This is a genomic window from Pseudomonas sp. KBS0710, from assembly GCF_005938045.2.
Lineage (GTDB): Bacteria > Pseudomonadota > Gammaproteobacteria > Pseudomonadales > Pseudomonadaceae > Aquipseudomonas.
In genome coordinates, this window is sequence record NZ_VCCF02000001.1 from 4,876,133 (window position 1) to 4,889,219 (window position 13,087).

10 protein-coding genes are annotated in these 13,087 nt (G+C 58.8%); 9 read left to right on the forward strand and 1 reads right to left on the reverse strand.

Annotated elements, in window-relative coordinates; genetic code table 11:
- Positions 1–36: 36 nt before the first annotated feature.
- The 9 genes from FFI16_RS22345 (at position 37) to FFI16_RS22385 (ending at position 12,637) form a co-directional block, all read left to right on the forward strand.
- Positions 37–1,638, forward strand: coding sequence for an ABC transporter substrate-binding protein (locus FFI16_RS22345; protein WP_138816859.1), 1,602 nt, complete (start codon positions 37–39; stop codon positions 1,636–1,638).
- 258 nt (positions 1,639–1,896) lie between these two features.
- Positions 1,897–3,525, forward strand: coding sequence for an ABC transporter substrate-binding protein (locus FFI16_RS22350; RefSeq protein WP_138816860.1), 1,629 nt, complete (start codon positions 1,897–1,899; stop codon positions 3,523–3,525).
- Between the two features lie 364 nt (positions 3,526–3,889).
- Positions 3,890–5,434, forward strand: a complete 1,545-nt coding sequence (locus FFI16_RS22355; protein ID WP_371923631.1) for an ABC transporter substrate-binding protein — start codon at positions 3,890–3,892, stop codon at positions 5,432–5,434.
- Positions 5,435–5,604: 170 nt separating this feature from the next.
- A complete protein-coding gene (locus FFI16_RS22360; protein ID WP_138816862.1) occupies positions 5,605–6,999 on the forward strand; it encodes an OprD family porin in 1,395 nt (464 codons plus the stop codon).
- 80 nt (positions 7,000–7,079) lie between these two features.
- Positions 7,080–8,678, forward strand: a complete 1,599-nt coding sequence (locus FFI16_RS22365; protein ID WP_138816863.1) for an ABC transporter substrate-binding protein — start codon at positions 7,080–7,082, stop codon at positions 8,676–8,678.
- A gap of 76 nt (positions 8,679–8,754) precedes the next feature.
- On the forward strand, positions 8,755–9,765 hold the full coding sequence (locus FFI16_RS22370; RefSeq protein ID WP_056859204.1) for an ABC transporter permease subunit: 1,011 nt from the start codon (positions 8,755–8,757) through the stop codon (positions 9,763–9,765).
- Between the two features lie 10 nt (positions 9,766–9,775).
- On the forward strand, positions 9,776–10,687 hold the full coding sequence (locus FFI16_RS22375; protein ID WP_056859205.1) for an ABC transporter permease subunit: 912 nt from the start codon (positions 9,776–9,778) through the stop codon (positions 10,685–10,687).
- Between the two features lie 10 nt (positions 10,688–10,697).
- The gene (locus tag FFI16_RS22380) at positions 10,698–11,666 is read left to right on the forward strand and encodes an ABC transporter ATP-binding protein (RefSeq protein ID WP_017138287.1); all 969 of its coding nucleotides are present in this window, start codon (positions 10,698–10,700) and stop codon (positions 11,664–11,666) included.
- A complete protein-coding gene (locus FFI16_RS22385) occupies positions 11,666–12,637 on the forward strand; it encodes a peptide ABC transporter ATP-binding protein (RefSeq protein ID WP_017138288.1) in 972 nt (323 codons plus the stop codon). Before FFI16_RS22380 ends, FFI16_RS22385 begins: the two co-directional genes overlap by 1 nt.
- Positions 12,638–12,762: 125 nt before the next feature.
- Here the strand turns inward: FFI16_RS22385 and FFI16_RS22390 are convergent, their stop codons facing one another.
- A complete protein-coding gene (locus FFI16_RS22390) occupies positions 12,763–13,023 on the reverse strand; it encodes a hypothetical protein (RefSeq protein ID WP_138816864.1) in 261 nt (86 codons plus the stop codon).
- Positions 13,024–13,087: the final 64 nt, after the last annotated feature.

Sequence of the window (13,087 nt, forward strand, 5' to 3'; positions counted from 1 at the left end):
GGCAATTTTTAGCTGCCAGCCACTTCAGGGGACTCCATGGAAAGAATCGCGTTTAAACCACTGCTACTCGCCGCCAGCCTCCTGGCCTGTATGCCCATGGCTCACGCCGCCAGCACCCTGGTCTACTGCTCCGAAGCCAGCCCCGCCGGCTTCGACCCCAGCCAGTACACCAGCGGCACCGACTTTGATGCCTCCGCTGAAACCGTCTTTAACCGCCTGACCCAGTTCAAGCGCGGCGGCACCGAGGTAGAACCTGGCCTTGCAACCAGCTGGGATGTCTCCAAGGACGGTCTGACCTACACTTTCCACCTGCGCGACGGGGTCAAATTCCACACCACCGATTACTTCACGCCCACCCGCGACTTCAACGCGGATGATGTGCTGTTTACCTTTAATCGCCTGCTGGATGCCGACAGCCCGTTTCGCAAGGCTTACCCGTCCGAGTCGCCGTATTTCACCGACATGGGCTTGAACACCACGATCAAAAGTGTCGAAAAACTCGACGAGCACACCGTGCAGTTCAACCTGAACAACGTCGACGCTTCGTTCGTACAGAACCTGGCCATGAGCTTCGCCTCGGTGCAATCAGCCGAATACGCCGCCCAGCTGTTAAAAGAAGGCAAAGCCGAGCAAATCAATCAGAAGCCGGTAGGCACCGGGCCGTTTGTGTTCAAGCGCTACCAGAAAGACTCGCAGATTCGCTACGTGGCCAATAAACAGTATTGGAAGCCCGAGGATGTGAAGCTCGACAACCTGGTATTCGCCATCACTCCGGACGCGGCCGCGCGCCTGCAAAAACTCAAGGCCGGGGAATGCCAGGTCAGCGGTTACCCGCGCCCGTCCGACATCGAAATAATGAAACAAGACCCCAACCTGCGCGTGCTGCAACAGGCCGGTTTCAATTTGGGCTTCCTGGCCTACAACGTGACCCATCCGCCGCTGGACCAGCTCAAGGTGCGCCAGGCGCTGGACATGGCCATCGATAAGCCGGCAATTATCAAGGCTGTTTACCAAAGCGCCGGGCAATTGGCGCAGAACGCGCTGCCACCCGCGCAGTGGTCTTATGACCCCTCTATCAAGGATGCGCCCTACGATCCGACCAAGGCCCGGGCGCTACTAAAAGAAGCAGGGGTTGCACCAGGTACCACCATCAATTTGTGGGCCATGACCGTACAGCGCGCTTCCAACCCCAACGCGCGCATATCGGCACAAATGATCCAACAGGATTGGGCGAAGGTCGGTATTAAAGCCAACATAATCAGCTACGAATGGGGCGAATACATCAAACGCGCCAAAAATGGCGAGCATGACGCGATGATTTACGGTTGGACTGGTGACAACGGCGACCCCGATAACTGGCTCGGCGTGCTCTACAGTTGTGCCGCCGTCAAAGGCAGCAACTACGCCAAATGGTGTAACCCCGCGTACGACAAACTGGTGCAGCAGGCCAAGGTCAGCAACGACCGCGAGCAACGCATCAAGTGGTATCAACAGGCGCAAAAAATCCTTAAGGAACAGGTACCTATAACGCCTATTGCGAACTCGACGGTTTTCCAGCCACTGCGTAAAGAAGTGCAAGACTTCAAGATCAGCCCGTTTGGGCTGACGCCGTTCTACGGTGTCAGTCTAGATAAGTAACAAGGGCGCCCCAACCGAGTGCGCCAGACGCCTCGGCTGGGCTTTTTTGGTGCGCGCAATGCACCGAAAAAACCCTCTATATATATGCATTTATGTACAAACTTTCATAAATGCGACATTCCTGTACGTTCGTACCACAGTTTTCCTCTTGCAACGGTTCAGCATCTTGCAATGGGTATGGCCCCTGCATAAGTATCCGCAGGCCGACTCACGAGGTCGCCCTCACCACCAAAAATGACAACAAATCATGAGGCCAACATGCTTAAACACGCAGTCCTTCCGTTACTTGTTAGCGCTGGCCTTATGGCCGCAGCTCCTTTCGCCCAAGCGGCGACTAACCTGGTGTTCTGCTCTGAAGGGAGCCCGGCCGGTTTCGACCCAGGCCAGTACACCACCGGAACAGACTTCGATGCCTCGGCCGAAACCATGTTCAACCGTCTGACCCAGTTCGAACGCGGCGGCACTGCTGTGATTCCTGGGCTGGCCACCAGCTGGGACGTTTCCCCGGATGGCCTGACGTACACCTTCCACCTGCGTGATGGCGTGAAGTTCCACACCACCTCGTACTTCAAGCCGACCCGTACCTTCAATGCCGATGACGTGCTGTTCACGTTCAACCGCATGATCAACAAGGACGACCCGTTCCGCAAAGCCTACCCCACCGAGTTCCCGTACTTCACGGACATGGGGATGGACACCAACATCAAGAACATCGAGAAAGTCGATGACCACACCGTCAAGTTCACCCTTGGCACCGTGGACGCCGCTTTCATCCAGAACCTGGCGATGAGCTTCGCTTCCGTCCAGTCGGCCGAATACGCCGCCCAGCTGTTGAAGGAAGGCAAACCTGCGGACATCAACCAGAAGCCAATCGGCACTGGTCCGTTCGTATTCAAGAGCTACCAGAAAGATTCGAACATTCGTTACACCGGCAACAAGGATTACTGGAAGCCGGATGACGTGAAGATCGACAACCTGATCTTCGCCATCACCACTGACCCGTCGGTGCGTATCCAGAAGCTCAAGAAAAACGAATGCCAGATCACCCTGTTTCCACGTCCGGCCGACCTTAAGGCACTGGGCGAAGACAAGGACCTGAAACTGCCGCACCAGGCCGGTTTCAACCTGGGCTACATCGCTTACAACGTTATGCCGGTACTCAAGGGCCAGACCGCCGCCAACCCACTGTCTGACCTGCGCGTTCGTGAAGCGCTGGACATGTCGGTGAACAAGCAGCAGATCATCGACTCCGTGTACCAGGGCGCAGGCCAACTGGCCGTTAACGCCATGCCGCCGACCCAATGGTCCTACGACACCACCATCAAGGATGCGAAGTTCGACCCGGCCAAAGCCAAGGAACTGCTCAAGGAAGCCGGCGTTAAAGAAGGCACCGAGATCACCCTGTGGGCTATGCCGGTTCAACGTCCGTACAACCCGAACGCCAAGCTGATGGCCGAGATGCTGCAGAACGACTGGAAACAGATCGGCCTGAAGGTCAACATTGTCAGCTACGAGTGGGGCGAGTACATCAAGCGCTCCAAAGGCGGCGAGAACCAGGCCATGATCATTGGCTGGAGCGGTGACAATGGTGACCCGGACAACTGGCTGAACGTGCTGTTCGGCTGCGACTCGCTGGCCGGTAACAACTTCTCCAAATGGTGCGACAAGAAATTCGACGGCATCGTCAAAGAAGCCAAGGCCACATCGGATGTCGCCAAACGCACCGAGCTGTACAAGCAGGCGCAACATATCCTCAAAGATGCAGTCCCGATGACACCTATCGCGCACTCGACGGTGTATCAACCCATGCGCAACACCGTGCAGGACTTCAAGATCAGCCCGTTTGGCTTGAACTCCTTCTACGGCGTGAGCGTAAGCGGCAAGTAAGGCTCAGTAGCGGCGACGTTTCACAACGTCGCCGTTATTGCATCCGCCTGGACCATAGGAAACGGACCACACCCGTAACATTGCCGTCCTACAGCAATGAACTGCGACTTGTGCATCCGTTGCCTACAAGGTCAATCCGTTTTGGCGCATTTACTGCAAGCTCCGCGACCCATACCGTCGTAGGACAGCAGAAGCTCCAATCCAGGAAAGGCACTTGCTGTATGTGGGATCAGTGATGTCCCCCAGGCCTGACGCCTGGGTGATTGCTTGCTGATGACAACAACAAACAAGGATCGGGATCGTCATGCGCCATACCACTGTTCTATCCGCAATTTTTGGCACCAGCCTGCTGGCTGTGGCCACGATGGGCCAAGCCGCCGAAAAAAAGAGCCTGGTGTTCTGCTCTGAAGGCAGCCCGGCCGGGTTCGACACTGCGCAGTACACCACCGCCACCGACAACGACGCGGCGGAGCCTTTGTACAACCGCCTGGTTGAATTCGAAAAAGGTGCGACTAACGTGGTGCCTGGGCTGGCATCCAAGTGGGATATTTCCGAAGACGGCCTGACTTACACCTTTCACCTGCGTGAAGGGGTGAAGTTCCACAGCAACAAGGAATTCAAGCCGACGCGCGACTTCAACGCCGACGACGTGCTGTTCACCTTCAACCGCATGCTTGACCCGGAACACCCGTTTCGCAAGGCCTACCCTACCGAGTTTCCGTACTTCAACGGGATGAGCCTGAACAAGAACATCGCCAAGGTCGAAAAGACCGGCCCCTACACCGTGGTGATGACCCTGAACACGGTTGACGCCGCGTTTGTACAGAACATCGCCATGAGCTTTGCCTCGATCCTGTCGGCCGAATACGCCGAACAGTTGCTCAAAGAAGGCAAGCCCAGCGACATCAACCAGAAGCCGATCGGCACCGGCCCGTTTGTATTCCAGCGCTACCAGAAAGACTCGCAGATCCGTTATGTGGGCAACAAACAGTATTGGGATCCGAGCCGCGTGAAGCTGGACCAACTGATTTTTGCGATCAATACCGACGCATCGGTGCGGGTGCAAAAGCTCAAGGCCGGCGAGTGCCAGGTAACCCTGCATCCACGCCCGGCTGATGTTGACGCGCTCAAGGCCGACCCGAACCTGCAACTGCTGACCAAGCCGGGGTTCAACCTCGGCTATATCGCCTACAACGTGCGCCACAAACCGTTCGACCAACTCGAAGTGCGCCAGGCGCTGGACATGGCGGTGAATAAGCAGAGCATCCTCAATGCCGTGTACCAGGGCGCTGGCCAACTGGCGGTCAACGCCATGCCGCCGACCCAGTGGTCTTACGACGACAGCATCAAGGACGCCGCCTACAACCCGGAAAAAGCCAAGCAACTGCTCAAGGCCGCCGGCGTTAAAGAAGGCACCGAGATCACCCTGTGGGCCATGCCGGTGCAGCGCCCGTACAACCCCAACGCCAAGCTGATGGCCGAAATGCTGCAAAGCGATTGGGCCAAGATCGGCCTCAAGGTCAAGATCGTCAGCTACGAATGGGGCGAATACATCAAGCGCACCAAGAACGGTGAGCACGATATCAGCCTGATCGGCTGGACCGGCGATAACGGTGACCCGGACAACTGGCTGGGCACTCTTTACAGCTGCGACGCCATCGGCGGGAACAACTACTCCATGTGGTGTGACCCGGCGTACGACAAGCTGATCAAGCAAGCCAAGGTCGTGACCGACCGCGAACAAAGGACTGTTCTGTACAAACAGGCGCAGCAATTGCTTAAACAGCAAGTGCCGATCACGCCAGTCGCCCACTCGACGGTCAACCAGCCGTTAAGCGCCAAAGTCGAAGGTTTCAAAGTCAGCCCCTTCGGCCGCAACGTGTTCTCGGGCGTCAGTATCAACCCATAAGAAAATAACCGGATGGTGGGGAGCCAAACTGGCTCTCTCGCAAACGTGCAGCCTTTTGTTGGGAATTTTCCTACTGCAAACGTTTGCACTAGCTTGAACGAGTTACACACCCAATAGCCGGTTCACCTAAAAAGACCGGCATTAAAAAGAGAACCAAAGGAGCTCCACCCATGAAACTGAGCAGCAAAGCGCTTCTGGCCCTGGCCATCAGCAGCATCACGGCGACCGCATTTGCGGAAACCCAGAGCCAGGACTTCGTTCCAACCACACTGGCCGGCACCAGCGCCCAAAGCGAGGCCAAGGGCTTTGTCGACGGCGCAAGCCTGGGCGGTACCACCCGTAACTGGTTCTCCAACGAACAGAAGTTCCGTGGCGGCAAGTTCACCTACCAGAAGCACGGCGAAGCGCGCACTGACGCTTACCGTACCAACTGGGTACAGGGCACCATCCTCAACCTGAGCTCGGGCTTTACCCAAGGCACCGTGGGCGTCGCTACCGAAGTCGCGGCCTACAACGCTATCGTGCTGGACCGCAGCAAGCGCGACATCAAGGGTGGCTCCAACCGTACCCTGGCCGACTCCGACGGTGATGCAGTCGATCAGTGGAGCAAACTGGGCCTGGCCAACGTGAAGTTCCGTGTTTCGAACACCACCTTGACCGCCGGTCGTCAGAACTTCAGCAGCGGCATCGTCGACACCATCGGCAACCGTGCGCTGCCATCGAGCTTCGAAGGTTTCGCACTGAACAGCGAAGAATTCAGCAACCTGTCGTTCCAGGGCGCTTACTTCGACCGCGTGTCGCCACGTACCGAACAGAGCCTGTCGAAATTCCGTACTGAATACGGCAATGGCCAGGAAGCGGATCACGTCTACACCGCCGGTGTGAACTACCAGCCGTTCAAGAGCCTGAAAACCAGCTTCTTCGGCGCTCAGGTCAAAGACTTCTGGAACCAGTACTACTTCGGCGCTACCCATGAACTGGGTGACAGCCAGCAACTGAGCCTGACCACCGGCCTGAACTACTACAAGACCGTGGACGAAGGCAAAAAGTTGATGGGCAAGATCGACAACGACACTTACTCGCTGTCGCTGGGCCTGACTCACCAGGCTCACAGCCTGACCTTCTCGTACCAGGAAGTTAACGGTAACGAGTACTTCGACTACCTGCACGAAACCAACGGCATCTACCTGGCCAACTCCCTGACGTCCGACTTTAACGGTCCGAACGAGAAATCGTTCCAGATCGCTTACGGTATCAACATGGCCGAATACGGCGTGCCGGGCCTGAAGTTCAACATCTACTCGGCTCGCGGCTGGGGCATCGACGGCACTCACTACACCGGCGACGGCGGCCGTGCCGGCTTCGCTTACAACGGCATCCAGACCCAGGATGGCGAGAAACACCAGGAATACGGTGTAGGCACTTCGTACGCCATTCAGAGCGGCGCACTCAAGGCCACCACCATCCGTGGTACCTACGTGACTCACCGTGCCAGCGCCAACCAGGCTGACGGCAACATCCGTGAGTTCCGCCTGGTGACCACCATCCCGTTCAACATTCTTTAATTAGCGCCAGGTAGACGGCGGGCTCATCACGAGCCCGCCGTCTACGCTTGTCTGGTTTAATCGATTGCAGAGGGCTCTGAATGAAAATGCTCCCGCTACAAGCTGCCATTGCCGCTGCGCTGTTGAGCGTTGCGATTGGCGTTTCGGCCAAACCGCTGGTGGTCTGCACCGAAGCCAGCCCGGAAGGTTTTGACCCGGTCCTGTACACCACTGCCGTAACCGCTGACGCCGCCGCAGAAACCATGTTCAACCGCCTGGTGGACTTCAAGCCCGGTACCACCGAAGTGATCCCCGCGCTGGCCAAGGCCCTGCCGGAAATCAGCGCCGACGGCCTGACCTACACCTTCCACCTGCGTGACGATGTAAAGTTCCACACCACCGACTACTTCAAACCCACGCGCAACATGAACGCCGACGACGTGCTTTGGAGCTTTCAGCGCCAGCTGGACCCGAATCACCCTTGGCACAACAAGTCCGTCGTGGGCTACCCATACTTTGAAAGCATGGGCTTCAAGGAACTGCTCAAAAGCGTAGAGAAGACCGACGATCACACTGTCGTCTTTACCCTGACCCGTCCTGAAGCACCGTTTCTGGCCGACCTGGCCATGGCGTTTTCCTCGATTCACTCCGCCGAATACGCCGACCAATTGCTCAAGTCCGGCAAGACCGATGACCTGAACGCCAAGCCTATCGGCACCGGCCCGTTCATCTTCACCCGTTACGCCAAAGACGCCCAGGTGCGTTTCAAAGCCAACCCGGATTACTTCCGTGGCAAGCCGCCAGCTGACCCGCTGATCCTGGCGATCACCACCGACAACAATGTGCGCCTGCAGAAGCTCAAGGCCAACGAGTGCCAGATCGCGCTGTATCCGAAACCGGATGACGTGCCGAGCATGAAGGCTGACCCGAACCTGAAGGTTGCGGAGCTGGCGGCGATGACCACCGCCTACACTGCGCTGAACACCACTCACAAATACATGAGCGACGCCCGCGTGCGCCACGCGATCAACATCGCGTTCGACAAAAAAGGCTACAACGAATCCCTGTACGGCAAAGGCAATGCCATTGATGCCACCGGCCCGTACCCGCCAACGCTGCTGGGTTTCAGCGACAAGCTGAAAAACCCGCCACGTGACCTCGACAAGGCCCGCGCCCTGCTCAAGGAAGCCGGCGTACCGGAAGGCACCGAGTTCACCCTGTTCACCCGTAACGGCGGCGGCCCGACCAACCCGAACCCGATGCTCGGCGCCCAGCGCATGCAGGCGGATCTGGCGCAGATCGGCCTGAAGGTGAACATCAAGGTCATGGAATGGGGCGAGATGCTCAAGCGTGCCAAAAACGGCGAGCACGACATGGTTTCCGCCGGTTGGGCAGGGGATAACGGGGACCCGGATAACTTCCTCACGCCAAACCTGAGTTGCGATGCTGCGAAAAACGGCGAAAACTACGCCCGCTGGTGTAACAAAGAGTTTCAAGACTTGATCGACAAAGCGCGCGCCATCGAGGAACCCTCGAAACGGGCCGCACTCTACGAACAAGCCATGGATGTCTTCGAAAAAGACCAACCGTGGATTCCCATGGCTTACCCGAAAATGTTCACCGCCATGCGTAAAAACGTCGAAGGCTTTACCCAAAGCCCTCTGACCACCAATAACTTCGCCACCACCCAGGTGAAGTAATAAGAGAAGACGCTCGGCACCGTCGACATTGACGGTGCCGAACCTGCCTAACCGGCTGATTGAGGTACACAACAAGATGTTTAGTTTTATTGCCCGCCGACTGGGGTTATTGATCCCCACGTTTTTCGGCATCACGTTGCTGACGTTTGCGTTGATTCGCATGATTCCCGGCGACCCCGTAGAAGTCATGATGGGCGAACGCCGTGTCGACCCCGAGATGCACGCACAGGCAATGGAACGCCTTGGCCTGAACAAGCCGCTCTATGCGCAATACTTTGACTATGTAGGCAAGCTCGCCCATGGCGACCTCGGCGAATCCCTGCGCACACGCACCAGCGTGTGGACCGAATTCACCGCCCTCTTCCCTGCGACCCTGGAACTGTCCATGGCCGCCCTGTTGTTCGCCGGTATCCTGGGCCTGTTGGCCGGGGTGATCGCGGCGCTTAAACGAGGATCCCTGTTCGACCATGGGGTGATGGGCATCTCCCTCGCGGGATATTCGATGCCGATCTTCTGGTGGGGCCTGATCCTGATCATGTTCTTCTCGGTAAGCCTGGGCTGGACCCCGGTTTCCGGGCGTATCGACCTGCTCTACGACATTGAGCCGCGCACCGGTTTCATGCTGATCGACACCCTGCTGGCTGACGAGCCGGACGCGTTCTGGGATGCGTTGCACCACCTGATCCTGCCGGCCATCGTGCTCGGCACCATCCCGCTGGCGGTGATTGCGCGGATGACCCGTTCGTCGATGCTCGAAGTACTGCGCGAAGACTACATCCGCACCGCCAAGGCCAAAGGCCTGTCGCCGGCGCGCGTGGTATTCGTGCACGGCCTGCGTAACGCGCTGATCCCGGTACTGACCGTAGTCGGCCTGCAAGTCGGCACCCTGCTGGCCGGTGCGGTCCTGACCGAAACCATCTTCTCGTGGCCCGGCATCGGCAAATGGCTGATCGAAGCTATTGGCGCGCGGGACTACCCGGTGGTGCAAAACGGCATTTTGTTGATCGCCTGCCTGGTGATCCTGGTGAACTTCGTGGTGGATATCCTCTACGGCTTCGCCAACCCACGCATCCGTCACCAGCGCTGAGATCATGACCATGACCACACCTACTCAAGTGTCAGCAGTCGATCAAAGCCTGCTGTACCCGTCCCCGTACAAAGAATTCTGGCAAGCCTTCTCCAAGAACAAAGGCGCGGTTGCCGGCCTGCTGTTCATGTTGCTGGTGGTGTTTTGCGCGCTGTTCGCCCCGTGGGTGGCGCCGCATAACCCGAGCGAGCAATACCGTGACTTCCTGCTCACCCCGCCAGCCTGGCTGGAAGGTGGGCAGATGCAGTTCCTGCTCGGCACCGACGAGCTTGGTCGTGACCTGCTCTCGCGCCTGATCCAGGGCTCGCGCCTGTCGTTGCTGATCGGTTTGTCGTCGGTGGTGATGTCGCTGATCCCGGGCATCCTGCTGGGTCTGTTCGCCGGGTTCTTCCCGCGCATGCTTGGCCCAACCATCATGCGCTTGATGGACATCATGCTGGCCCTGCCATCGCTGCTGCTGGCCGTTGCCATTGTCGCGATCCTCGGCCCTGGCCTGATCAACACCGTCATCGCCATCGCTATCGTGTCGCTGCCGTCGTATGTGCGCTTGACCCGCGCTGCGGTGATGGGCGAACTGAACCGCGACTACGTGACCGCCGCCCGCCTCGCCGGCGCCGGCCTGCCCCGCCTGATGTTCATCACCGTGCTGCCTAACTGCATGGCGCCGCTGATCGTACAGGCTACCTTGAGCTTCTCCTCGGCGATCCTCGATGCCGCAGCCCTGGGCTTCCTGGGCCTTGGCGTACAACCGCCAACCCCTGAGTGGGGCACCATGCTGGCTTCGGCCCGCGACTACATCGAACGCGCCTGGTGGGTGGTGAGCTTGCCTGGTTTGACCATTTTGCTCAGCGTGCTGGCAATCAACTTGATGGGTGACGGCCTGCGCGATGCGCTGGACCCGAAACTCAAGAACGCCGCCTGAGGAGATTCCCATGTCACTGTTAGAAATCAAGAATCTCAACGTCCGCTTCGGCGACAAGACCGCCGTGCCGGTGGTCGATGGCCTCGACATTTCCGTCGACAAAGGCGAAGTACTGGCGATCGTTGGCGAGTCGGGCTCGGGTAAATCCGTGACCATGATGGCGCTGATGGGCCTGATCGAGCACCCCGGCATCGTCACCGCCGACGCCCTGAACTTTGACGGAAAGGACATGCTCAAGCTGAGCAACCGTCAGCGCCGCCAAATCGTCGGCAAAGACCTGGCGATGGTGTTCCAGGACCCGATGACCGCGCTGAACCCCAGCTACACCGTGGGTTTCCAGATCGAAGAAGTGCTGCGCCTGCACCTGAAAATGTCCGGCAAGCAAGCACGCAAGCGCGCTATCGAACTGCTCGAAAAGGTAGAAATCCCGGGCGCTGCCAGCCGTATGGATGCCTACCCGCACCAACTGTCCGGCGGTATGAGCCAGCGTGTGGCCATCGCCATGGCAATTGCCGGTGAACCGAAACTGCTGATCGCCGATGAGCCGACCACTGCACTGGACGTAACCATCCAGGCGCAGATCATGGAACTGCTGCTGGCCCTGCAAAAAGAGCAGAACATGGGTTTGGTGCTGATCACTCACGACCTCGCGGTGGTGGCTGAAACCGCCCAGCGCGTGTGCGTGATGTACGCAGGCCAAGCCGTGGAAGTCGGCCAGGTGCCGCAACTGTTCGACATTCCGGCGCATCCGTACAGCGAAGCACTGCTCAAGGCCATTCCCGAGCACAGCCTGGGCGCCACCCGCCTGGCCACGCTGCCGGGTATCGTACCCGGTCGTTATGACCGCCCGCAGGGTTGCCTGCTGTCGCCACGCTGCCCGTATGTGCAGGAATCCTGCCGCGCCCAGCGCCCCGGCCTTGATCCGAAAAGCAACAGCCTCGCGCGCTGCTTCTACCCCTTGAACCAGGAGGTGGCGTAATGGCCGTCGTTCTTACCGCCCGCGACCTCACCCGTCACTACGAAGTGTCCCGTGGCCTGTTCAAGGGCCATGCACTGGTACGTGCGCTTAATGGTGTGTCGTTTGAACTGGAAGCCGGCAAGACCCTCGCCGTGGTAGGCGAATCGGGTTGCGGCAAGTCCACCTTGGCCCGCGCATTGACGCTGATCGAAGAACCGTCGTCCGGCTCCTTGAAAATTGCCGGCCAGGAAGTTGCCGGCGCCGACAAGGCCCAGCGCAAGCAACTGCGCAAAGACGTGCAGATGGTGTTCCAGAGCCCGTACGCCTCGCTGAACCCACGCCAGAAGGTCGGTGACCAGCTCGGCGAGCCGCTGCTGATCAACACCAACCTGTCCGCCGCCGAACGCCGCGAAAAGGTGCAGGCAATGATGAAGCAAGTGGGCCTGCGCCCTGAGCACTATCAGCGCTACCCGCACATGTTCTCCGGCGGCCAGCGCCAGCGCATCGCCCTGGCCCGCGCCATGATGTTGCAGCCTAAAGTGCTGGTAGCGGATGAACCGACCTCGGCGCTCGACGTGTCGATCCAGGCCCAGGTGCTCAACCTGTTCATGGATTTGCAGCAGGAATTCAACACCGCCTACGTGTTCATCTCTCACAACCTGGCCGTGGTACAGCACGTGGCCGACGATGTGATGGTGATGTACCTCGGCCGCCCGGTAGAAGTCGGCCCCAAGGAAGACATCTACGCGCGCCCGCTGCACCCCTACACCCAGGCGCTGCTGTCGGCCACCCCGACCATCCACCCGGACCCGAACAAGCCGAAGATCAAGATCGTCGGCGAACTGCCCAACCCGCTGAACCCACCGCCTGGCTGCGCGTTCCACAAGCGTTGCCCGTATGCAACGGCGCGCTGCAGCAGTGAGGAGCCGCAGTTGCGCGCGTTGGATAACCGTCAGGTGGCTTGCCACTATGCGGAGCAGTTTGTGGCCTGACGAGGTCGCTGGATCGTCGATCGTTCCCACGCTCTGCGTGGGAACGATCGACTTAGAGGAGTTCTACCGCCCCACCCGTCGGATTGCGCATCAGTCCGGCAGGCGGGGCTTTTTTTCATCTCGACTCAGGTATCGCTGTCACCTTCGGTGTCATCGTCATCTGGCGGGGCTTGCTGGTCATCATCATCCTTGGAACCGCCCTGGTCTTCATCACCAGGCTCTGCCTCGCTCTTGGCCAACTGCAAACCACCCACCTGCGCCGTCTTCGCCGCTACATAGCCTGGGGCCTGGCTCTGCACGGCCGTACTCGCCCAGGCCGATGAAGCGCCCAGCGATAACATCACCAACACTTTCAGCAACAGCACCAAACGTTGAAAGATAGTCATGGTCGATTTCCGTCCAGTCAGTGAAACACGTGCGCCGGCGTTCGACCGGCGCTGTAAATGAAGC

Coding starts and splice junctions, on each gene's coding strand:
- FFI16_RS22345 (WP_138816859.1), top strand. CDS start 37: ATGGAAAGAATCGCGTTTAAACCACTGCTACTCGCCGCCAGCCTCCTG.
- FFI16_RS22350 (WP_138816860.1), top strand. CDS start 1,897: ATGCTTAAACACGCAGTCCTTCCGTTACTTGTTAGCGCTGGCCTTATG.
- FFI16_RS22355 (WP_371923631.1), top strand. CDS start 3,890: ATGGGCCAAGCCGCCGAAAAAAAGAGCCTGGTGTTCTGCTCTGAAGGC.
- FFI16_RS22360 (WP_138816862.1), top strand. CDS start 5,605: ATGAAACTGAGCAGCAAAGCGCTTCTGGCCCTGGCCATCAGCAGCATC.
- FFI16_RS22365 (WP_138816863.1), top strand. CDS start 7,080: ATGAAAATGCTCCCGCTACAAGCTGCCATTGCCGCTGCGCTGTTGAGC.
- FFI16_RS22370 (WP_056859204.1), top strand. CDS start 8,755: ATGTTTAGTTTTATTGCCCGCCGACTGGGGTTATTGATCCCCACGTTT.
- FFI16_RS22375 (WP_056859205.1), top strand. CDS start 9,776: ATGACCACACCTACTCAAGTGTCAGCAGTCGATCAAAGCCTGCTGTAC.
- FFI16_RS22380 (WP_017138287.1), top strand. CDS start 10,698: ATGTCACTGTTAGAAATCAAGAATCTCAACGTCCGCTTCGGCGACAAG.
- FFI16_RS22385 (WP_017138288.1), top strand. CDS start 11,666: ATGGCCGTCGTTCTTACCGCCCGCGACCTCACCCGTCACTACGAAGTG.
- FFI16_RS22390 (WP_138816864.1), bottom strand. CDS start 13,023: ATGACTATCTTTCAACGTTTGGTGCTGTTGCTGAAAGTGTTGGTGATG.